We start from the raw sequence: 21916 nt of genomic DNA on the forward strand, positions 1-21916 counted from the left end.
GTGATGTTGTTAAAAATAAATCACAAAGAGAAAGACGTTTTGAATTATCAGTTGATTACCACAGATGCTCAACTTAAGAAAGTTTGTCAAGCAGCAGCGAAGGCTAACAAAATAGCTTTAGATACAGAATTTGTACGAGTAAAAACTTATTATCCACAGTTTGGTCTTATTCAGCTATATGACGGTGAGCAACTGTCATTAATTGATCCTATTGCCATTACTAATATGGAGCCGTTTAGAAATTTATTAACAGATGGCAAAGTGACTAAAATCTTGCATGCTGGTAGTGAAGATATAGAAGTATTTTTACATCATTTGGCTTGTGTTCCACAGCCGATGTTAGATACCCAGATTATGGCAGCATTTCTTGGTCATCCCATTTCTAGCGGGTTTGCAAGCTTAGTGAATGAATATTTAACGATTACGTTGGATAAGAGTGAATCACGAACAGACTGGCTTATTAGGCCGTTGAGTGATAAACAGTGTCAATATGCGGCCGCTGATGTGTTTTTTTTATTACCTTTAGCCGAAAAACTACTGTCGTTGATTAATCAATTAGGCTATTTACCGGCGGTAACCGATGAATGCCAGCGGATTTTGTTACGTCGACAAGAGATATTATCACCCGCAGATGCATATAAAAGTATTAAAAATAGTTGGCAATTGCGGGCTCAACAGCTTGCCTGTCTTAAACAATTAGCAGCCTGGCGCCTTAATCAGGCTCGACGGCGTGACTTAGCGGTCAATTTTATTGTTAGAGAAGAACATCTATGGAAAATAGCGCGTTATTTGCCTAATTCATTGACACAACTGCATACTCTTGGTTTAACTGGGCAGGAGATCCGCTGCCATGGTCAGGATGTGTTGCAAATTGTCGCAAACTGTTGTGATATTGAGGAAAATGCCTGTCCACAGCCGCTTTATCATCTTATCAATCATCCTCAATATCGAGAGGCATTTAAGGCGGTTAAAACTTTAACTAAACAAATTGGTGAACAAGCAGAGTTGAATTCAGAGTTATTAGCTTCTCGACGTCAAATTAATCAACTGCTAGCGTTCCATTGGGGGTTGAAAAAATCAGACTATAAGCCCGATTTGTTGGCTGGCTGGCGTGGGCAATTATTAAGTGTTCCTTTAAAGCGATTATTGGAATTATATTGTTAGCTGATTTATTTTTAAAATGTATTTTTTGTTATCTTTTTATTAATTGAACTAATTCATTGATTTGTAATAAATCTTTGAATTAGTTTGTCTGAGGTATAGTGTAATTAATTTAAAGCTGTATCTTGAGACATGAGATTAAAAATATCTTTTCTTTCTGTGTTTCTCTTTCTATTAATTTAAATAAGTTATTTTTTATAACAATATAAATAATTTTATTTTATTATAACCAGGTTATTAAGAGGCTGGAATGAAAACAACACTGATATTTATAATGGCGATAACAATAATTTTTAATAGTTTTGCTGATGATCTCCATCTTATAAAAGATAGGTTACCAACGGAAAATAAAAAATTAAAAACCAATAATAAATATAAAGATGATGGTACATATATCATTATTGATGAAAATAATATAAAAAATTCTACTGCTAGTATCACTAAATATAAAAGCTATAGTAAATTAAATAGGTTACTATCCGACTCTACTAATAAAAATAAACCAGTTATTAATATTAATCCTGTTGATAATAAAGGAGTATCCCATATTTTTTTTAACAAAATGGATATAGGCAAAAAAGGGATTTATTTTAATAATAATATTGAGCACAGTGCTAAATTGATTATTGCTGAAATTGATAGCAATGAAAAAACCAGGCTGTTGGGAGAATTAGCTATTCTAGGAACAAAGGCAGCTATTCTGATTGCTAATCAGCAGGGAATTAGTTGCATAAGCTGTTCATTTTCTGGCACTGATCGGGTAACTTTGCTGGCTGGCAAAATTAATCTTGGGTTATATGAAAAAATTGCTAATATTAAATTAAATCAATCAATGAATAAGTCGATTAGTTTTTCAGGAAATATTAATTTTAATAATATTAAAGATATTGAAGTATTGGCTTATAATAATATTATTAATGCTAACACGCAAATTAAAGCAGATAGAATAACTTATCGAACAGGTAATATGCCGTTTTTTATAGAGTATAATAATATTAATGATAAAAATGTTCATATAAATTTATCTTATTTTAAACCTTGGTTAGTTGATGATTTTGGTTATTCAAAATTTCAAATAAAACAAGGTAGTCAATTAAGTGCTAATGAAATGAATGTTTATGTAACAGGTGGTTCATTTAGAAATGCTGCTGAGATAGATATTAATTCATTATTTTATTTTAATGTTTATAAAGTAAGAGATATTAGGGAAGTCATTAATCGAATAACAAAAAATTATCAATTTAATAATCAAATAAAAAGTGAGTACCAGATCTTAAAGCAAGCCAGGAAAAATTATCTTATTGTTAATAGGGGAAAAATAATCACAGGTGATTTTGTAAATGGAAATGCTTTTACTAGTGAAATGATAAACAAAGGAAATGGAATTGTTAAAATTAAGCAATGAAAATATTTATTTTTAAGTCATTATGGCACAAGCCCATCATTATTGATGGGCACACTTGGTGTTAAAAATTAGCTATTTTATTTTTTTTCGTCCGTTTCAGGTAAAGTTACATTTAACTCTAAAACCGAGATATCATCATTTTTTTGTTCAAATTGTACTGTGAGCATTTCTGGATCAATTTGGACGTATTTACAAATGACATTTAAAATATCACGTTTCATTGCGGGTAGGTAAGCCGGCCCACAGTCATTACGTCGGCGTTCGGCAACAATAATTTGTAGCCTTTCCTTGGCAATATTGGCCGTTGATTTTTTTTTCGACAGGAAAAAATCTAATAAGGCCATATTTTATCCTCCAAACAAGCGCTTTAAGAAGCCTTTTTTTTCTTCTTCAATAAAACGAATAGGGCGGTTTTTACCTAAAATTCGATCAACGCAGTCACTGTATGCTTTGCCTGCATCAGATTTGGCATCGAGAATAACAGGCTCTCCTTGGTTAGAGGAACGTAAAACGGATTGATCTTCAGGGATCACACCAATCAGTGGGATACACAGAATTTCAAGTACGTCTTCCATACTCAGCATATCACCATGAGTGACACGACCTGGATTATAACGGGTAAGCAAAAGTTGCTCCTTGACGGGTTCTTCGCCACGTTCTGCACGGCGTGATTTAGAAGCGATAATACCGAGTATGCGATCTGAATCACGTACAGAAGAGACTTCAGGGTTGGTGGTAATAATTGCTTCATCGGCGAAATAAAGTGCCATCAATGCACCACTTTCGATACCTGCGGGTGAATCGCAGATAATGAATTCGAAATCTAATTTTTTCAGTCCATTTAGCACTTTTTCAACGCCTTCACGTGTTAATGCATCTTTATCACGTGTTTGTGAAGCAGGAAGTATATGAAGATTTTCAGTCCTTTTATCTTTAATAAGTGCTTGGTTGAGTGTGGCATCACCTTGGATCACATTCACAAAATCATACACTACGCGGCGTTCGCATCCCATAATTAAATCGAGGTTACGTAGACCAATATCAAAATCGATCACAACGGTTTTTTTTCCTCTTTGGGCCAGGCCGGTAGCGATGGCTGCGCTGGAAGTAGTTTTGCCTACGCCACCTTTACCTGAGGTTACAACAATAATGCGTGCCATGAAGTCATTCCTGTAATAAGGTCTAAATGATATTATTAATCGTCAATTCATTATTTACCAAACAAAGTCTAGCTGCTTTCCCGATAAAATCTGCAGGAATTTGTTCACTTAACCAAAATTGTCCAGCAATAGAAACTAATTCCGCTTGTAAGTGTGTACAGTAAATTTGACAATCATTATCGCCAGATGCGCCAGCAAGTACTCTACCACGCATCATGCCATAAATATGTATATTGCCATCAGCAATCAATTCAGCACCAGCACTAACATTAGCATTAACAATTAAATCACAATTAGCGGCATATATGCGTTGTCCTGAACGAACATGGGTGGTAATAATACGCGTCTTACCATGTTCAGTGGTAGCGATATTGGCAGTTTTTTTATTTTGTGTTTTTTGATTTTGACCTTCACTAAGTAAAGGTAGGCCAATATCAGTGATAGCCTGGCGCAATTTAGTATTGTTACATCCACTAACACCAACTATCTTTAAACCTGCCTGACTAATAATTTTATAGCAGGATAAAATAGTATTTACATCTAATAGACCAGCAACATTGAAGACAACAGGGGCATTTCTCAAAAAATCAGGCGCTTGGTCAATTTTTTCCTGAATTGCTTTTTTAATAGCTTCAGGATCTTCATTATGAATATGAAGAACGGTGAGAGTGAAGCTACTGCCTTTTAGTTCGATTGGTGATTGCGCCATCTGCATTCGACTCAGCATGTTGAACTGACCCATAGTGGAATTTTGGACGATGATATAAGGAAATACAATATTATGTTATAGTTACTTAATTAGTCAGGCAAGTCAAAAATGTTAATAAAAAAGAGCTAAATTGAATGTTTTGTGTCATTTATTGTAGTGCAAAGAAGGAACAAACTTATCTTTTTGTAGAAAAAAAAGACAATTTTTCCCGCGTTCCCAAACCATTATTACAGCAATTTGGTACCCCCCGATTTGTCATGACTCTCAGTTTGACAGATCGAAAAAAATTAGCCAATGCTGATATTGATAGGGTTAAACGGGAGCTTATCGAGGTTGGTTATTATCTCCAGTTTCCGCCTCCGGTTGAAAATATAATGGAAGATTATCGCTATCTGATTGACAAATTGGAAAATCAACTACTGGCAGAGCAAAAATAAGATAATACTGAATTAAAAATTTTTGAGGATTATCGCTATGAGACTCAAACTTATTTATACAGTAATTGGTAGTTTCTTATTGATAGGTGATTTGCTCATTGGTAGTTTCTTATTGATAGGTGATTTGCTCATCGCAATGCTGCCTAAAGTGATTTTCTTAATATCAGTACCGCAAGCAATAGCGGCGCAATCTAGTGAAGTTTCTTTAAGTAAGGTATTTCCGCATAAAAAACTTAGTTTGGCGCAATTTCCAGCTTATGTTCAATATTTAAAGCAAATGGCAAGGCAACAAGGAATAAGCGAAGCAACGATCGCCCGGGCTTTTGCCAATATTTATTTTGTTCAGCGAATTGTGGCCGCAGATCGTAGACAGCCGGAAAAGCGTGCTAACGTCAATTTAGAAAATTATTTACAAAAAGTTTTACCATCATCCCGTATTAGCATGGCAATACAGCAATATCATAATAATAAGCATCAACTGGATATAACCAGTAAGCGGTTTGGTATTCCGGTGCAATATTTTGTTGCACTTTGGGGATTAGAGAGTAAATTTGATGAAATCCAAGGGCAAGAAGATGTGATTTTCGCCTTAGTCACTTTGTCCTTTGATGGCCGCCGAGAACTTTTTTTTAGTAAACAACTGATGGCCGCACTCAAAATTATGGATAAGGGCTATGTGTCGAAAAACCATCGTTTAAAAGGCTCTTGGGCCGGTGCAATGGGACAAACTCAGTTTATGCCCACCTCTTATCTACAATATGCTATAAATGGTTTACCTTGGGGCACACAGGTTAAGTTACCAATAGGTTTTGATGTTGGTTTCGCAGGGATAAAGAAAAAAGGAAAATTGGTAGAACAATGGAAAAAGCTTGGCATAGAAGTTTCTGTGATGACTAATTTGGCGTTAACTACACAGACTTGGTTAATTATTCCAAAAGATCCGCAAGGCAGGATCTATCTGGTGACCGATAATTTTCGCACCATTATGCACTGGAATCGTTCTTACTATTTTTCATTATCTGTCTGTTTAATGGCTGACGGTATTGCTCAACAAATATAATAAATTGAGTATAAGCAACAATAAATAGGAGTAAGACTATGTATCAACACCATGATTGGCAGGGCGCTTTGCTGGATGTATCTGCTAATAAAGTGGTTTGTGTAGGCAGTAATTATGCCGAACATGTGCAAGAAATGAACGCAAAGCAGCATAAAGAGCCGGTCATTTTCATTAAGCCGGAAACTGCGCTTTGTGATATCACTCAACCTATTTTGTTGCCAAAAGGGCTAGGCACAGTACATCATGAAATCGAGTTAGCTGTTTTGATTGGCACGACGCTGAAACAGGAAAATGATCAAGAGAGAATTAAATCAGCAATTAAAGGGTTTGCCGTGGCACTTGATTTGACTTTACGTGATTTACAGCGAACATTAAAAACATCTGGCCAGCCATGGGAAAAATTCAAAGCTTTTGATGGTGCTTGCCCAATATCCGGATTTATTGCTGCTCATGAGTTTGGTGACCCACAAAAAGCGAGCTTAAGTTTATTGGTTAATAACGAAATACGACAGGAAGGAAACACCGCCGATATGCTGACAGCCATATTACCTTTGATCAGTTATATATCGCGTTTTTTTACTTTACGCCCTGGGGATGTTATTTTGACAGGCACACCCAAAGGTGTTGGCCCACTAGAAGTGAACGACGAGCTTACCCTTCATTTAAATGATCGAATTTTAAAAACACGAGTTATCTAATAAGAGGATTTTTATTTTATATGTCTCAGTCTTTTTGGCAGCGAAAAACGTTAGAACAGATGACCGATGAAGAGTGGGAATCGTTATGTGACGGTTGTGGGCAATGCTGTATGCATAAGTTACTGGATACCGATACCGATGAAATTTATTTCACCAACGTGGCATGTGATCAATTAGATCTTAAAAGCTGTCAGTGCAAAAACTATGCAGAAAGATTTCGTTATGAACCAGATTGTATCAAATTGACAAGGGATAATTTGACTACCTTCCGTTGGTTACCTAACACCTGTGCTTATCGTTTAATTGCTGAAGGAAAACCGCTGCCAACCTGGCATCCATTAAAAACCGGTTCAAAATTAGCTATGCACCAAGCTAAAATATCCGTTCGGCATATTGCGGTTAGAGAAATTGAGGTGATGGATTGGGAAGATCATATTATTAATACCTTTTGATCCTAGAGAAAAAAATGGAAAACCATTATTTAGAACAACATGTCAGATTAGCTAATGTTAATGATATTGCATCACTTTTTGCTATTCGAACCAGTGTAAAAGAAAATCACCTTTCCAAAAAACAACTCATTGATAAAGGAATTACACCTGACGCATTACGCGATATTTTGTCTGCGTCACCTTGTGCCTGGATTGCGGAAATAGCTGGCAATCCTATCGGTTTCTCTATGGTGGATATCATTTATGGTACCAAATCACGTTTTTAAACACTATGAACGGAAATTAGGTAACCTTAATGCCAATATTGCTGATCCCTACTTCACGGAGGTCGGATTTTAATCCTTTAATCAGCGCTACATCCCGCTCTTCACAAGCGGCAAGTAAACGGTAAATCTCCCATTGAATATCCCATTCTTCTTCAATGGTAAGCAATTCTTTCAGTTCTTCATCAGACATCTCTTTACCTGTCTGAGTCATCTCAAACATTGCGATAGTTCGAATCGAAATTTTACTTACTTCAATAGCACTTTCTAATGTTTCCCCACTTAAGTAAGAATGAATTATTTCACTTAACGCAATACATGCATCAATAGCAGGATGAACTCCGTATATATCAAAATCATTTGCGACGGGAATAACTTCCTCTAACTTTTCCAACTGATTATCAAAATCAATTTTACTATCTTTAATAATCAGTGATTCCCAGATTAAATCTAAAATAATACGATAACGTATTGGATTTAAAAAGCTCGTTTGTTTACAAAACAATTGATAATTAGGATACATACGCTCACATAAACAGGCCATGAAAGTAATATGCCGCCAACTATCTAATTTTGCCAACCGCAAATGAATTGGGTTTCTTAACATCAAATTTCTACTCACTTACCTTTTACGCCGAAGTTTACCTGAAAATCAACAGGTTCCACATATTTTAACTTTAATTATGCCAAATTCTGTTTCATTTGATTAAAAAACGCTCTATTAGAAGCGATTCCATCAGCCCAACGAGTAGGTTCAGGTAAACGATAACCTTTAATACAATGCTTAACCCATAATAGTGAAGCATCTAAACTGATTTTATGGCCAGGTGAGATATAAAGTGGTTTACATCTTTTTTTACTACGAAACACCCAACCAATTTGCTCATTATTATCATTCAATGGTTGGCAGCTTTCCACTATTTCATCTAAAGCTTCATGGTGACCACATAGACGACTTTTTGCTATACCAATCGTTGGAATATCTAATAAAAGACCCAAATGACTAGCTACTCCAAAACGACGAGGATGGGCAATTCCTTGGCCATCAACCATAATAAGATCGGGTTTATGTTGCAGTTTTTCCCAAACCGCCAGTAGTGCAGGATACTCTCGAAAAGAGAGTAAACCTGGAATATAAGGAAATTCAGTCGGTATACGGGCAATATGATATTCAACAATAGCAAGTGAAGGCCAGTGCATAACAACCATTGCGGCTCGGGTTATGGTACCTTTTTCTTCAAATCCAACATCAGCACCAGCAATAAGATTAGGGGTAGCAAAATTATCCGTAAGAATAATTTGTTTAGCTTTTGTGGTCTGTTCCTGACGTAATAATTTGGTATCAATCATATTTATTTTTACTTAAAAAATTTTTATATAAATATATTTTATTATTTGTTTTATAACACAAAATTTAAAAAAATATATTTAAATAATTGTAAAGTGCCGCCGGGCCCTTTTGTTATTAACGATCATATGGATCATAAGTGATGCCATTGAGAGATTTTTCATTGCAGCAAGTTCTGCTCTGGGAACGATGCCTAAGGAGAGCAAGGTAACTAATATATAAATACATAAGGCTGAGATTACGGCAAGTAACGTTGCTCAACCAACAACTTTACGTCTTTGAGCGCGTGCTGAAACAACCACAGCCCCTTCGATACCAATAAATACCCATAACGTATTTAGCTAAAGTCGCTAATTTATTGATACCGGCGGCAGTCTGTGTACCTCTTAATACTAACCAATGAATGATCCATAGTAAGATAGACTCACCGATCAAAGATTGCCAAGTATTACCATCACCAAAAACCACATTACCTGAGTGATCAGTAAAAAAACTCAGGGCTGCAAAGACGATCACCAAATAGGAAACATTAGCGATAACAGCACATAGCCAATAGCCCCAGGCTGAACAAAAACCAACTAGTTCACCAAAACCTTCTTTGGCGTATGTATAAATTCCTCCATCTAGATCCGGTCTAATACGTGAAAGTAATAGCAAAGATATGGCAAGAAATTAAAACACAGTTATTTATTATTTTATCTCTTACTGAAAAGAAAAACGGACAATTAAGTCCGTTAAATACTTATTTATCTAACTATAAGATAATATTGTGATTTTTTATTATTTATAGAGATAGTAACGCTACCACCATTAGCTTGCCATTCACGTGTGATATGAAAATATTTTGCCCCTTTTTTCTCTGCACGTTTCGCAATTTGATATCTTATCTCTGGAGTGGAAGTATAGAAACCGGAGAAAGTAATTGAATCGAAAGGAACCATTTGCGCAGTTGCTGCTTTATTTACTTCTTCAATATGATATCCACTAGGTAGCGTTACGTCCGTTTTACCCGGACCTGACATTGACGTTTCAAAAAAGCGGCCTACGTTTTCCTTTGGCGCTGAAGATGAAGCCACACCAGGTATTTTAACTTTTTTAGCTTCTTCACCTCCTTTAGCTAATAAAGCTTTACCCGTTTCTGTATCGGCAGGTACTACGGCATTATCATTTTGCACTATTCGTTTTGGTGCATCTGCGGCATAAATATAAGCAGTAGCAAGTGTGTTACCACCATCATTTAAAGCAACATTGCGGACGACATAAAAATAAGCAGCACCTTTTTGCTTGGCTTTTTTAGCTAGCGCCTCATTAAGTGCGGCTTCAGAGCTATACAAACCACTGACAGTAACAGTATCAAATGGCAATAATCTTACTGCTTCTGCTTTCGGCAATTCTTTGATGCCAGCAAAGATACGATAGGGGGGATTAGTTACTTTTGCAGCATCTTTACAATACAAATCAGCAACTACTCGTAAATTACCACTATCGCCTACATCATCTAGGCTTTGAATATAGTAAGAGTAGGCGCCTTCTTTATCCGCTCGACGAGAAACTGAATCGGATGCTTCATAGATGGCATTAAAGCGGCCTGTGACAGCGATCCTTTGATAAGGCTTTAATTCTTGAGCTTGTTCCGGTGTTAATTCTACAGCGGCTTGCACAGTTATTATACTGCTTAGTGAAAGTACCTCAGTTGTGATGGCCGTTATTTTCAGCTTCATACAAAATCCTTCCGCATTACACAATTTACTATCAAAATGCTGAATTAATAGTCGTATCATACAGATAATAATTATTACATGTAATAACTGCAATTGTCCCATTGTTTTCTTATGAAACTATTAATTTAGTTGAATACTCACTACTTTTGCTAATTATTTTTATAAATTAATATCAAGTCTTAAGCTATTTGACTAATATCATTTTTTGACAAAAAAATTTAATTTAATGTCGTGGAAATCCGATAGATTATGGCTCATGATTACTATTTTCAGTAGGTTTCAATAATGTTTTTTCACTCAATATGACAGATATATAATATAATTAGTTATGTTAGCAGGGAATAAACATCAAGCAATTTTGAACTAGATAAGGGATCATTATGCATATTGGTGTACCAAAAGAAAGAATTACCAATGAAACACGTATTGCAGCAACACCATCAACAATAAAGCAGCTAATAAAATTAGGTTTTTCTGTCATCGTTGAGCGAGAAGCTGGTCAGCTTGCTAGTTTTGAAGATACTGCTTTCGAGCAAGCAGGTGCTGAAATTGTCGAGCAACAATCTGTATGGAATGCAGATATTATATTTAAAGTTAATGCGCCGCTAGAAGCTGAAATTGCCCTTATTAAAGAAGGTGCAATATTAATTTGCTTCATCAATACCCGATTCACGATATTACGGCAAAATTACGCGAAAAAGGGATTAATGTTCGCTTTGCGATCCATCCTGTTGCCGGACGCCTGCCTGGTCATATGAATGTATTATTAGCTGAAGCGAAAGTACCTTACGACATCGTGTTGGAGCTCGATGAAATAAATGATGATTTTGCTAATACAGACACGGTATTAGTGATCGGGGCAAATGATACCGTTAACCCAGCCGCACAAGATGATCCCAATAGCCCAATAGCGGGAATGCCCGTCCTGGAGGTTTGGAAAGCGCAAAATGTTATTGTATTTAAACGCTCAATGAATATCGGTTATGCAGGCGTTCAGAATCCGTTATTTTTTAAGGAAAATACCCAAATGCTATTCGGTGATGCCAAAGTTAGCGTAGAAGCTATTTTGCGCGCTTTATAAATTTTTTAATAATAATGGCCCTATTTGAATGGGCCATTGGGTTGTTAATCATTTGCTGGATTTATTGGACAGACAAAACCATCCGGTTTAATGGCCAATAAATCACATTTTAACTTATCAATGTTCTGTTCAGCAGTATTGCCTAAAAACGCCGCTGAAATACCTGTTCTGCCTAAAATACCCAATACAACAATACCTGCATGTAATTCGTCACAGGTTTCAGGGATTTTTTTCTCAGCGGATCCTTCAACAACATGGGTATATTTTTCATCAATGGTAAATCTTTGCCTTAATTTTTTCATTGCAACAAGATGCTGTGCCCGCAGAGCCTGACTATAGATATTTGGATCAAAATCTGGTAATTCAATAGCGATATTTATTGGCGCGACAGGGTAGGCACTAGTTAGTTTTGGGACGAGATTTCTTAATGAAATAGATGGTATTAATTATAGATTAACTGAATTTGATTTAATTGCGCAGTGGTATTTCTAATCAAACTATTGTTTTATTTTTCTATTTTACCAAAATAAAATATTAAATATTGGTTAAATTATTAGAGGAAAATTTTACGGCTCTCAAGTACAATAATTAGTTGATTGACTCAGCAATGGAGTTATTATTGAATGCCGCACCTCATAGATCCTTTACCAAAAACGATGCTTGCTATTGAAATTATTGAACCTGGCGGGCCGGAAAAGCTAAACCCCACCCAATTACTACTAATAAAACCACCAAAATCACATTTACTTGTTAAAGTTGCCGCCGCGGGTGTCAATCGTCCTGATATTTTTCAGCGTATGGGGGTTTATCCACCACCAACGGATGCATCTCCAATACCAGGATTAGAAATTGCCGGTCAGGTAGTTAGTGTTGGAGAAGGTTGTCAGCGTTGGAAAAAAGGCGATAAAGTTTGTGCTTTAGTTGCCGGTTGAGGATATGCTGAATACTGTCTGGTACATGAAGCGATCGCTTTACCTGTTGGTGATCTTAGTTATATCGAAGCGGCGGCATTGCCAGAAAACTTTTTTACTGTTTGGGCTAATGTTTTCCAAATTGGTCAACTCAAAAAAAATGAAACTGTTCTCGTTCATGGTGGCACCTCTGGTATTGGTAGTGTTACCATCATGTTAGCAAAAATTTTTGGTGCTAAAGTATTTACTACTCTCGGTTCAGTGGAAAAAATGAAGGTGGCATCTTCTTTAGGTGCTGATAAAGTTATTAACTATATGACAGAAGATTTTGCTGAAAAAATAGCTGAATATACCCAAAATAAAGGGGTCGATATGGTGGTTGATCTGATTGGTGGCGATTATGTTAATAAAAATTATCAAATTGCCGCTAAACATGGCCGTATCATTCAAGTTGGTATGATGCGTGGGGCACCTCAGCAGTTAAATTTAATGCCATTAATGGTTAAACAATTAGTTCATACTGGTTCAACAATGCGAGCAAAAACTTTAGCGGAAAAAATAGCGATTGCAACAGCGTTAGAAAATAAGGTTTGGCCACTGATTAATTCAGGTAAGATAAAACCCATTATTGCTAAAACTTATCCATTAGAACAAGCAGAAAAAGCGCATCGTTTTATGGAGTCAGGAGCTTTAATTGGTAAATTAGTATTAGTTAATGAACACTTTTAATATTGGTATTTTAAGCATTATTTTCACTTTATTGAGAGCTACTCTGTAGTTAAAAATTTATGGTTAAATTATATGAATAAACAGTCTAATTACCTGAAATTACTTCTAATATTATTACCTTTACCAGCTTTAGCCTATGATGAACAAGCTTCGTTAGAACAGTATCCGACTAAAGATATTGTGGCTTATTTCAAGCAAGCACAACAAAAAGGTTTAACTGGCATTGCTCAAAAAAGTAAGTCGGTCTATGCGCGACTTGCTGCGCCGGGTGAAATTATTAAGACAATCATTAAAGGCGTTGGAACTGAGGTAATATCGTCGCCCGCCGAGGAGGGTGATTGGGTAGTGGAAAATATTTGTCCTGCCACAGGTAATGAGCAATATTTGGTTGAAAAAGCAAAATTTCACCAGTATTATCATGATCCTGTTACCGTATCAAGCAAGCCCAATTATTTACGTTTTATTCCGACCGGTAAAATGATGAATTATTTTATTGTACCTGAAACCGAATCGGCGTTTACCTTTATTAATAGCTGGGGAAAAAAGCAATTATTGCGTGCCGGTGACATTGTTATTCAACCTGTTAGCCAGCCTCAAAGTTTTTATCATGTGCCAAAACAGTCTTTTTTTTGTACTTATAATATTCTGGTCACTGCACATAAATCGTCTAATAACTTTGCCAGTAATTAGTAATGTCTGCGCTGGTGCTTATCATGTTCTAATTGATATTCTTAAAGTTAATCTGACGCATTATTTCTCAAATCAAAATCGATTTATTCATCGGTTTTTTTTATATTATATTTATTTACAATAGGTAATACCTATTGAATTAATAGTAAAAAGGAATTAGACGTAATACTTTTATGTTTATATATTAAATACCTATCAAATAGAAGGGAGCAGCAAAATGTCTTTGGTTAATACAGAAATTAAACCTTTTCAAAATACCGCCTTTAAAGATGGAAAATTTATCGATATATCTGAAAAAGATATTAAAGGCAAATGGAGCATTTTTTTCTTTTATCCTGCTGATTTTACCTTTGTTTGCCCAACTGAATTAGGTGATTTAGCTGATCACTATGAAGAGTTTCAAAAACTAGGCGTCGAAATTTATTCTGTTTCAACGGATACCCATTTTACTCATAAAGAGTGGCATAGTCATTCAGACACGATTGGTAAAATTAAATATACCATGATTGGCGATCCTAGTTGGACATTAACGCGTAATTTTGAAGTGATGCGCAAATATCAAGAAAATGATGAACAAAAAGAATTAGGATTGGCAGATCGTGGCACATTTATTGTTGATCCAAAAGGTATTATCCAGGCAGTTGAAATTACTGCGGAAGGGATTGGGCGTGATGCATCCGATTTATTACGTAAAATAAAAGCTGCGCAACATGTAGCAAACCATCCAGGGGAAGTATGTCCAGCTAAATGGAAAGAAGGGGAAGCAACCTTATCACCTTCACTCGATTTGGTAGGAAAAATTTAATTAAAATTTTTTGTAAGTAATTTTACTGTGTTCGGGTGCATTAGCACCCGTTTTTTTCGGGGATAAAGCAATGCTTGATAGCAACATGAAATCTCAACTTAAACTATATTTAGAAAAATTAACCCAGCCAGTTGAGTTGATAGCAACCTTAGATGATAGTAAAAAATCTACCGAGATAAGCACATTATTACAGGACATTAGTACACTGTCAGATAAAATAACTTTTAATAAAGACAATAATCTAACAGTACGTAAACCCTCATTTTTAATTACTAATCCAGGTAAAGATAGCGGATTACGGTTTGCCGGCTTGCCATTAGGTCATGAATTTACCTCATTAGTTTTGGCATTATTGCAAGTTGGCGGCCATCCAGCGAAAGAAGCGGTTGAATTATCAGATCCGTCAATTAGAGGGAAAGTTTCATTTTGAAACCTATTATTCATTGTCATGTCATAATTACCCGGATGTTATTCAAGCTTTAAATCTAATGGCGGTCTTGAATCCTAATATTACGCATACTGCCATCGATGGCGCTATTTTTCAGTCTGAAGTTCAGCAACGGAATATTATGGCAGTGCCTGCTGTGTTTCTAAATGGCAAAGAGTTTGGGCAGGGGCGGATGACTTTAAGTGACATTGTCACTAAAATTGATGTTAATGCTGAAAAAAATACTGTCCAAAAATTAAATCAGCAACTGCCTTATGATGTCTTGATTGTTGGTAGCGGACCGGCCGGTGCTTCAGCCGCTATTTATGCGGCTCGTAAAGGTATTCGTACCGGTATTATCGGCGAACACTTTGGTGGGCAGGTCTTAGATACTATTGATATTGAAAATTATATTTCTGTGTCAAAAACCGAAGGACCCAAATTAGCTACTGCACTACGTGGCCATGTCAATGATTATGATATTGATATTATCGACTCACAAATGGTAGCAAAACTTATTCCCGCCGATGCGGCTGAAAAGTTGCATAAAATTGAAACAGTATCGGGTGCTACTTTGCGTTCCCGCAGTATTATTATTGCGACAGGGGCTAAATGGCGTGATATGAATGTGCCAGGCGAAAAAGAATATCGTACCAAAGGAGTAACTTATTGCCCCCATTGCGATGGGCCATTATTTAAGGGTAAACGAGTCGCTGTGATTGGTGGAGGTAATTCTGGCGTTGAAGCCGCGATTGATCTTGCCGGAGTTGTTGAGCATGTTACTTTATTAGAATTTGCTCCAGAAATGAGAGCCGACGCAGTGTTGCAACAGAAACTAGCGAGTTTAAGTAACGTGGATATTATTTTGCAGGCCGAAACCCTCGAAGTCAAAGGGGATGGTGTCAAAATGACTGGCTTACAATATAAAAATCGGCAGGATGGTTCAATCCATGATTTAGCAGTTGCTGGAACTTTTGTCCAAATTGGTTTACTACCTAATACCCATTGGTTAGATGGCGTAATTGCACGTAATGCAATTGGTGAAATCAAGGTTGATGAAAAAGGTGAGACCAATATTAAAGGTATCTTTGCTGCCGGCGATTGCACAGCTGTGCCTTATAAACAGATCATCATTGCGGCAGGAGAAGGGGCGAAGGCATCACTTAGCGCTAGTCACTATCTGATGAATGTAATGGAATAAACAGTTATTTATATTGATAACGATATATCGACTAAATTTAACGATTGCCCCCTCGATGAGGGGGCTTTTTTTATTAAGTGTTTCATTAGCATTTAGCTTTAATAGCATTATCGCCAGGCGGGAGGAATAATTTTTTTAAACGTGTCATTACAATGCTGTCTTGCGTAAATAGTCATATTGTCAGTTTACTTGTTTCTCCAGGGCTTCGACTAGGGGAGCTAAGCGATGATTTTTTGGTTCAATTTAATTGCTGCATCTTTTAAGCTATTGATACCCTTTAAACCTCCCGATGCCAGCAATTCAAATCCCGGATCTGCGCTACGAATAAAATCAATACCTAATCCAATGTAGGCTTCTGCTGGTACACTTTTTGTTATATGAGGAATGCCAACACTTACAAACTGTTTGCCACCTTGCTTTAAGGCCTGTGCAATCGTTGCCTGTTTTGCTGCGATTTTAAGCCCTTGAGTGATGGCTTCTCCCATCGCAATACTAAATCGTCCACCAATTTGTAGTCCTTTGCCCAAAAAGGGTAAAAAACTTAAGATATCAAATACTCCAGCCACGATAGCTTCTCTAATATTGCCTTTTTGCGCTTCGGTAATGCAGCTATAAAAAGGAATGAGACTTAAGAAAAAAGCCGCTACTTTTTGCTGGGTGGTTTTTTGGTAACCTTCATCATCTAATTTTTTAAATAGCTTGTTAGCATGTAATTCAGCCAGTTCTTCTAATGCCATTTTCGGTTGTTCTGTTGCTTTTTTTAGTAAGGAAGGAGAGTGGATCTTCAAAGCAAAATTTTTGTTATAACGGGTATTTTTGTGATCTTTTATCAAGTTAAAGATTAGATCTCGTTTGCGGTCAACTCGCGATAATTTATAGTTCCCCATTTTTTGATCTTTTTCCAGGGCATAAATACGCTCTTCTCCATTAAACGAACACATCAGCATATCAATTGCATCAGGCACAGGAATAATCAGTCCATCTTCAGCCACTAGTCCAGCTACGCCAGGTGGCAGAGAATGAATGTTATTATCGCGGGCATTATATTCAACTTTGAGTTGATTTATTTCTGCTTGTTGAATAAATAGTTGTTCTTCTTCACTCAGTGAATTAAATACTTGAGGTAAAAGAACATACTCTTCTTGTATAAGTAGTCATTTAACCAATCTTCAGCAATATCATGTTGCTTTAATTGCTGGCGAGCGAGCTCAGGCCGGCTTTGCCAGTCTTGCAATAAATGACTGAGTTGAATAAAAGGATTATTCTGGCTGAATTGATGTAAGTAATTAAAATATTGCTGATAAATAGTGCCGCTTTCTTGTTCACTTATTTGTGTTAGCTGTTCTATGTTCTCAGGATCTAATTGGTTGTGGATTATGGCAGGTAAATTAAAATAGCGATACTATTCGGCTGGCGTTTTTCCTGCCAGCAAAAGACTTTCCAGTAACATGCCAATAGTGATAATGTCATCCAGCAGCATTTGATCAAGGTTAGATAAAAATTTCATACTGAAACCTCCGCAAATTTTTTAAAGACCAAAATGGAGTAAGAGAACCCCCAACCAATAGCAAAAGCCGAGAATAAATAAACGATTTCCATTACCTCTGTCCTCCTGCTATAAATCCAAGACCGAAACATAAGACAATTCCAATCTCGAAAATCAGGTTATATACTTCCGGTAACCCTACTGTTGCCATAGCGATTACCTATTCTGCTAAATCAAGGAACATTTCAACGTTATACCCAAGTGTCATTTACCCTGTTTTTTTATCAGGATATCTAAAGGAACGCTCATAACCTGAAATACGACAAACCAGTTCATTGATTTCTGAGTCAATCACACCCACACGTCGTTTAGAACGAATTTTGACTATAGGCGGTTTAGAATAAGGGTCAGGCGCAGGTAAAATAACAGTGGTATAAACGTGTCCATCATCAGAAGTACTGACACGGGTCACTTTTCCACTAATCACCGTTTGATATAAGGGCAATGCAGCCATAATGGTTCACCTTTCTTGATTTAAGCATTTGCAACTTGTTTAAATGGATAAATAGTATTTTGACGTTCAAAAACACTCACTGGCTCGACATACCAGTCAGGACGTTGTTGAGAAAAATCGATATGGATAACTTTATAAAAAGGAATGACGTTAGATTTATCGCCCGTGAGATTTTGTAATTGTGATTTACTGATACCAACATCAGTTAATAAAGTTAAGTAACGCCAAAACGTCACTCGACTCATGGAATTAAGGACATTGTAAAATCCTTCATTGACTAAACGGCGATAAAAACCGAATATCCGTTGGGCTTTGGCATAGGAAATGTTGCCTTTTGGCGTGGTAGAATAATAATGAGATTTTAATCGTTCAAAAATATGTTCATCATCATAAATATTCATTTCCATTCCCCTCAATGCCGTCAGCAAATCATCAAAACTTTTCATCCACAGATCGTAAATTAAATTAGCCCCACCACGTTCATATTGTTGTTGATAAAGACAAAGTGCCGAAAAATTAACCGGAATCGAGTTATCTTTTAAAAAACGTTTTTTTAATCGCCCTTCTAATCTCAACAGGTTATTGGCAAAATCAATCAGGCGTTTATCATTTAAAATGGCATACTGATTAAGCAACACGTCATCATTAGGATTAGCCAGCAATTTTCTTTGTATTTCACCCAAACGTTTTGCCAGTTCAAGCGCTTTATAATAAATGCACAGTTCCCTGAGTTTAGAACCACGATTAAAATAAACGGTTGATTCATGATCATTGGATTTTGTCGCTTTGGTTTGTCCATGACTGATATTTTTGAAATAAGCGATCACCTGTTTACAAATACTTTCCGTCGGTAATCTCACTGATAACGTTGTATGAAGCTCAGAAACTTCGGTATTCGTTACATCTAACAAATTAAAAAGATGTGGCATGGAAGCCGCTAAATTAGTGATTAACTCCAAACCACATAATGCAATATTGGTTGAACCAAATACGTTATGCCCCTGTAAGAGCTTGGCAGGTGAAGCCTTAAGATTGACTCGCGGGAAAATCAAATGAGTTCCCTGATAAATCTTCATGCCCAAACTGGCAAAATGCGTTGGTAACGATTCAAAAGGATGCGCTAATCCCTGAACAGATAAATCCCCTTTTATTTCAAATTCCACATCACGAGCAGACAAGCGAATACCACTTAATTTAGCAATCTGTATAAAATCGATAGATCCTCCTCCATGCTCCCTATCACGAGATGTTCTAGTTACATACTCGTCTTTGAATGGAATTTGGAGTTCAAGATGGCAATCATACAAAGCAAATAACACTAAACGAACATGAAATACCGTTAATAATCCCGTCAATGACGCTGGCTCAAATTTCATTCTGGCTTCCGTTATCGTCTGTCTCACCACTTTATACGCCACTGAACGCAACACCGAGATTTCTTTTTGCGGAATACCAAAAGCAAATAACAATGCCGTTTCAAACTGAACTGGCGTTAATTCAGGAAAAAGATTGCGTAACTCTGGATATTGAGTAGGATCGAACACAGTCATATAGACCTCCTATTAGGTTTATGTGATAGCTGTATAGTCAGATTGTACGTCTGGCTATACAGCGCTAAAAAACAACTTAACGCATAACAAACAACATGTAATACAACAAAACCGACGTTTTATTCTCTTACCGACTACGTCGGTTCGCCTCTTCAGACAGGCCGCGTTCCTCGCTAATGCTGTGGTACGCGGCCTGCCTTCATCGTTGAACCTTCTTCACCTGTAAAATCACTAAAATATCGGTTTTATTATTTTCTGTCGAAGCACCCGTGAACCAGCCCTTCGGCAAAAATGAAAATCCGGTATCGGCTTCTGTTACTTTATTTTCAGCCAAACCACCTAATAAGATAATATCGCCATCAGCAACGCTCACTTGCGTATTGACCTGACGTTTAATCAACGTTGGACTGTTATTCACGCCCGTCTCTGTTTTAGCAAAATTTGACAATTGCTGGTCAATGGTTAAATCAACACCGTTTTGTCGAATTTGCGGACGTACATTCAGAATAACACCACTAGAACGATATTCTATCGACTGAACAGGCTTATTATCAGCATAACTCACCTTACCTAACACAGGCACATCTGAGCCGACAGAAAATGATGCTTGCGCCCCATTTTTTACCCGTAGTCTGGGCGAGCTCACCACATGAAAACGGCTATCAGTACGGAACAATTCATATAACGCATCTAATGAACCTAAATTAAAGCGAACAAAATTGTCAAATCCTGCCTCTTTACCGATACCAACATTAAATTTACCGGAAACCAATTTGGCAGCCAATGCCAAGCCTGACCCATTACGCTCAGCGGTTTGTACCTCAAAGACATAGGCAGAAACCACCACTTCATCCGTTACAATATCGATTTTAGGTAACAATACTTTTAATCGCGCAATATCGGCTTTAGTACCATAATAAACCAGTACATTTGCCAGCAATACGCCATTGAGCCGATAAATTTTGTTGCGACGGATTTTGATGTAATTTTTCCATAGTGACTGAATTAATAGCCGATTCATGGCCAGGAGGACTTTTGTGCGTTATCCGGTTACCGCCAAAAAATTGATAAAGAAAATAGACGGAAGCAATGACCAGCAACAACAATCCTGATGTTAATAACCAAAATTTAGATTGACTAAAAAGACTCTGTCGCTTATCCACTACCTGTTCTTGACCATGCCCCCCTTCATAAGCGTGATAAAGCGGAAAGATAGCCTTGTCATAACTGCACTGATAGGATGAAGTACGGTTATTTTTAAACAGTTTAATCCCTGAATAAACATCGACCCGATAGCGATTTCGTAACCCTAACGCCACCAGTTTGGTCATTCTGTAAGTAGTCTCAATCCTATCTTTGATAAACCGCGGTAAATTGACCACCGACTGATTTAATACCACCAAATCACAGGTGATACCTTTTGTATTTACAAAATGGCCATGTTCGGCAATAAATGAGCGGTGTTGTTGCGGAATTTTATCGTTTTCCCAAATGCGCCAGGCTTCATCAACGCAAATCAAATCGCCAGCCTGACAAAAAGTCTCTTCTGCGATACCCGTTTCTGTTTTAAATGGAAAAAAATTGGCCTCTTTAACCTGTTCATTATCAACGCAGATAATCTTGCCTAATTGATGCACATCCGCTTTTTTCTTCTCTAAACAATAAGTGGTAATTTTCGCTACCGAAATGCCATAGATATTCGTTACAATTCGGCGACCTTTCATAAAAGCCGGAATAATCACGTTACAAACCACTTCGTAGGATTTACCGCTTCTTGGAATCCCCACATAGGCTGAAATCGCCATATATCACCCTATCACCGGAATCCGTCGCACAATAAAACGGGTCAGATAAGCCGAAATCACAATCTTAATCCCCGTTATCACAGCAAACAGATTCATGAAATACCAGACATTATCAGGAAGTTGACCAATCAACTCCGGCAAATTCGTTGACGTGGGTAGTAAAGCTAATAAAACAGGGACAAATTCGGTGACCACTAAAAACAGCGCCGAAAACACAATAAATTTAATTGCCAGCGTTCTAAAAACGAACCCTAATAAAAAATTAAATGCGGACACAATCAAGGCATACATCACTTAATCCCC

21 protein-coding genes and 7 pseudogenes are annotated in these 21916 nt (G+C 36.9%); 13 read left to right on the top strand and 15 right to left on the bottom strand.

All coding sequences use genetic code 11. The features are described from left to right. The first annotated feature begins 39 nt into the window (after window positions 1-39). Both rnd and AACL31_RS04275 read left to right on the top strand, forming a co-directional pair. Window positions 40-1164, top strand: coding sequence for a ribonuclease D (gene rnd / locus AACL31_RS04270; protein ID WP_032115993.1), 1125 nt, complete (start codon window positions 40-42; stop codon window positions 1162-1164). 247 nt (window positions 1165-1411) lie between these two features. Continuing rightward, complete coding sequence (locus AACL31_RS04275; RefSeq protein WP_310512537.1) at window positions 1412-2566, top strand: filamentous hemagglutinin N-terminal domain-containing protein; 1155 nt, start codon at window positions 1412-1414, stop codon at window positions 2564-2566. Between the two features lie 77 nt (window positions 2567-2643). On the opposite strand, the gene minE is transcribed toward AACL31_RS04275, so the two are convergent. From minE to minC, 3 genes are read right to left on the bottom strand one after another with little or no spacing between them, the layout of a single operon-like run. Then, on the bottom strand, window positions 2644-2910 hold the full coding sequence (gene minE, locus AACL31_RS04280; protein WP_310512536.1) for a cell division topological specificity factor MinE: 267 nt from the start codon (window positions 2908-2910) through the stop codon (window positions 2644-2646). Window positions 2911-2913: 3 nt separating this feature from the next. After that, window positions 2914-3726 carry a septum site-determining protein MinD gene (gene minD, locus AACL31_RS04285; protein WP_310510657.1) on the bottom strand — a complete coding sequence of 271 codons (813 nt, stop codon included), beginning with the start codon at window positions 3724-3726 and terminating at the stop codon, window positions 2914-2916. Window positions 3727-3748: 22 nt separating this feature from the next. Further along, window positions 3749-4435 (bottom strand): septum site-determining protein MinC, encoded by a 687-nt coding sequence (gene minC, locus AACL31_RS04290; RefSeq protein WP_310512551.1) that lies wholly within the window; start codon window positions 4433-4435, stop codon window positions 3749-3751. Window positions 4436-4569: 134 nt separating this feature from the next. On the opposite strand from minC, the gene AACL31_RS04295 reads away from it, so the two are divergent. Genes AACL31_RS04295 through AACL31_RS04315 form a run of 5 tightly spaced genes read left to right on the top strand, consistent with a single transcriptional unit; the run spans window position 4570 to window position 7348 of the window. Then, complete coding sequence (locus AACL31_RS04295) at window positions 4570-4872, top strand: YcgL domain-containing protein (RefSeq protein ID WP_032115884.1); 303 nt, start codon at window positions 4570-4572, stop codon at window positions 4870-4872. 37 nt (window positions 4873-4909) lie between these two features. Then, window positions 4910-5932, top strand: coding sequence for a lytic murein transglycosylase (locus AACL31_RS04300; RefSeq protein WP_339053766.1), 1023 nt, complete (start codon window positions 4910-4912; stop codon window positions 5930-5932). A gap of 38 nt (window positions 5933-5970) precedes the next feature. Beyond that, a complete protein-coding gene (locus AACL31_RS04305) occupies window positions 5971-6630 on the top strand; it encodes a fumarylacetoacetate hydrolase family protein (protein ID WP_310512533.1) in 660 nt (219 codons plus the stop codon). A gap of 20 nt (window positions 6631-6650) precedes the next feature. Next, window positions 6651-7082: a YcgN family cysteine cluster protein gene (locus tag AACL31_RS04310; RefSeq protein WP_310512532.1), complete on the top strand. Its 432-nt coding sequence runs from the start codon at window positions 6651-6653 to the stop codon at window positions 7080-7082. Window positions 7083-7096: 14 nt separating this feature from the next. Beyond that, window positions 7097-7348, top strand: coding sequence for a hypothetical protein (locus tag AACL31_RS04315; RefSeq protein WP_310512531.1), 252 nt, complete (start codon window positions 7097-7099; stop codon window positions 7346-7348). Between the two features lie 16 nt (window positions 7349-7364). Here the strand turns inward: AACL31_RS04315 and AACL31_RS04320 are convergent, their stop codons facing one another. From AACL31_RS04320 to ydgH, 4 genes and pseudogenes are all read right to left on the bottom strand, one after another. Then, window positions 7365-7952 (bottom strand): YjaG family protein, encoded by a 588-nt coding sequence (locus tag AACL31_RS04320; protein ID WP_339053767.1) that lies wholly within the window; start codon window positions 7950-7952, stop codon window positions 7365-7367. Window positions 7953-8026: 74 nt separating this feature from the next. After that, window positions 8027-8695, bottom strand: a complete 669-nt coding sequence (gene nfi, locus AACL31_RS04325) for a deoxyribonuclease V (RefSeq protein ID WP_310513629.1) — start codon at window positions 8693-8695, stop codon at window positions 8027-8029. A 120-nt stretch (window positions 8696-8815) separates the two neighbouring features. After that, window positions 8816-9365: pseudogene (locus tag AACL31_RS04330) on the bottom strand (amino acid permease); the annotation flags it as partial. Window positions 9366-9439: 74 nt separating this feature from the next. Then, entirely contained in the window at window positions 9440-10414 is a 975-nt protein-coding gene (gene ydgH, locus AACL31_RS04335; protein ID WP_339053768.1) for a DUF1471 family protein YdgH, read from the bottom strand. A 380-nt stretch (window positions 10415-10794) separates the two neighbouring features. Here ydgH and pntA point away from each other — a divergent pair. Continuing rightward, window positions 10795-11073 (top strand): annotated as a pseudogene (gene pntA / locus AACL31_RS04340) (NAD(P)(+) transhydrogenase (Re/Si-specific) subunit alpha); the annotation flags it as partial. Then, a pseudogene (locus AACL31_RS04345) lies at window positions 11073-11495 on the top strand (NAD(P)(+) transhydrogenase (Re/Si-specific) subunit beta); the annotation flags it as partial. The pseudogenes pntA and AACL31_RS04345, both read left to right, overlap by 1 nt. Window positions 11496-11539: 44 nt before the next feature. Here the strand turns inward: AACL31_RS04345 and AACL31_RS04350 are convergent. Then, window positions 11540-11902: pseudogene (locus tag AACL31_RS04350) on the bottom strand (universal stress protein); the annotation flags it as partial. Window positions 11903-12118: 216 nt separating this feature from the next. Here AACL31_RS04350 and AACL31_RS04355 point away from each other — a divergent pair. The 4 genes and pseudogenes from AACL31_RS04355 to ahpF all read left to right on the top strand — a co-directional run bounded on the left by AACL31_RS04355 (window position 12119) and on the right by ahpF (window position 16258). Beyond that, window positions 12119-13135 (top strand): annotated as a pseudogene (locus AACL31_RS04355) (NAD(P)H-quinone oxidoreductase). 72 nt (window positions 13136-13207) lie between these two features. Further along, on the top strand, window positions 13208-13825 hold the full coding sequence (locus tag AACL31_RS04360) for a hypothetical protein (RefSeq protein ID WP_310512910.1): 618 nt from the start codon (window positions 13208-13210) through the stop codon (window positions 13823-13825). A gap of 217 nt (window positions 13826-14042) precedes the next feature. Then, window positions 14043-14630 (top strand): alkyl hydroperoxide reductase subunit C, encoded by a 588-nt coding sequence (gene ahpC, locus AACL31_RS04365; RefSeq protein WP_339053769.1) that lies wholly within the window; start codon window positions 14043-14045, stop codon window positions 14628-14630. A 70-nt stretch (window positions 14631-14700) separates the two neighbouring features. Beyond that, window positions 14701-16258 (top strand): annotated as a pseudogene (gene ahpF, locus AACL31_RS04370) (alkyl hydroperoxide reductase subunit F). A 218-nt stretch (window positions 16259-16476) separates the two neighbouring features. Here the strand turns inward: ahpF and AACL31_RS04375 are convergent. The 7 genes and pseudogenes from AACL31_RS04375 to AACL31_RS04400 all read right to left on the bottom strand — a co-directional run bounded on the left by AACL31_RS04375 (window position 16477) and on the right by AACL31_RS04400 (window position 21904). Then, complete coding sequence (locus tag AACL31_RS04375; protein WP_310512912.1) at window positions 16477-17250, bottom strand: hypothetical protein; 774 nt, start codon at window positions 17248-17250, stop codon at window positions 16477-16479. Between the two features lie 606 nt (window positions 17251-17856). Beyond that, window positions 17857-17955 (bottom strand): tail virion protein G7P-2, encoded by a 99-nt coding sequence (locus tag AACL31_RS20910; protein ID WP_310513615.1) that lies wholly within the window; start codon window positions 17953-17955, stop codon window positions 17857-17859. Window positions 17956-18012: 57 nt separating this feature from the next. Beyond that, window positions 18013-18258 (bottom strand): DNA-binding protein G5P, encoded by a 246-nt coding sequence (locus AACL31_RS04380; protein WP_339053770.1) that lies wholly within the window; start codon window positions 18256-18258, stop codon window positions 18013-18015. A 20-nt stretch (window positions 18259-18278) separates the two neighbouring features. Next, window positions 18279-19808 (bottom strand): phage/plasmid replication protein, II/X family, encoded by a 1530-nt coding sequence (locus AACL31_RS04385; RefSeq protein ID WP_339053771.1) that lies wholly within the window; start codon window positions 19806-19808, stop codon window positions 18279-18281. Window positions 19809-20007: 199 nt separating this feature from the next. Then, window positions 20008-20739, bottom strand: a pseudogene (locus AACL31_RS04390) (type II secretion system protein GspD); the annotation flags it as partial. Beyond that, window positions 20714-21613, bottom strand: a complete 900-nt coding sequence (locus AACL31_RS04395) for a zonular occludens toxin family protein (protein ID WP_339053772.1) — start codon at window positions 21611-21613, stop codon at window positions 20714-20716. The gene AACL31_RS04395 and the pseudogene AACL31_RS04390, both read right to left, overlap by 26 nt. 3 nt (window positions 21614-21616) lie before the next feature. Further along, window positions 21617-21904 (bottom strand): DUF2523 family protein, encoded by a 288-nt coding sequence (locus AACL31_RS04400; RefSeq protein WP_339053773.1) that lies wholly within the window; start codon window positions 21902-21904, stop codon window positions 21617-21619. Window positions 21905-21916 lie beyond the last annotated feature (12 nt).

Source organism: Arsenophonus endosymbiont of Crataerina pallida (assembly GCF_964020125.1).
Taxonomy (GTDB): domain Bacteria; phylum Pseudomonadota; class Gammaproteobacteria; order Enterobacterales; family Enterobacteriaceae; genus Arsenophonus; species Arsenophonus nilaparvatae.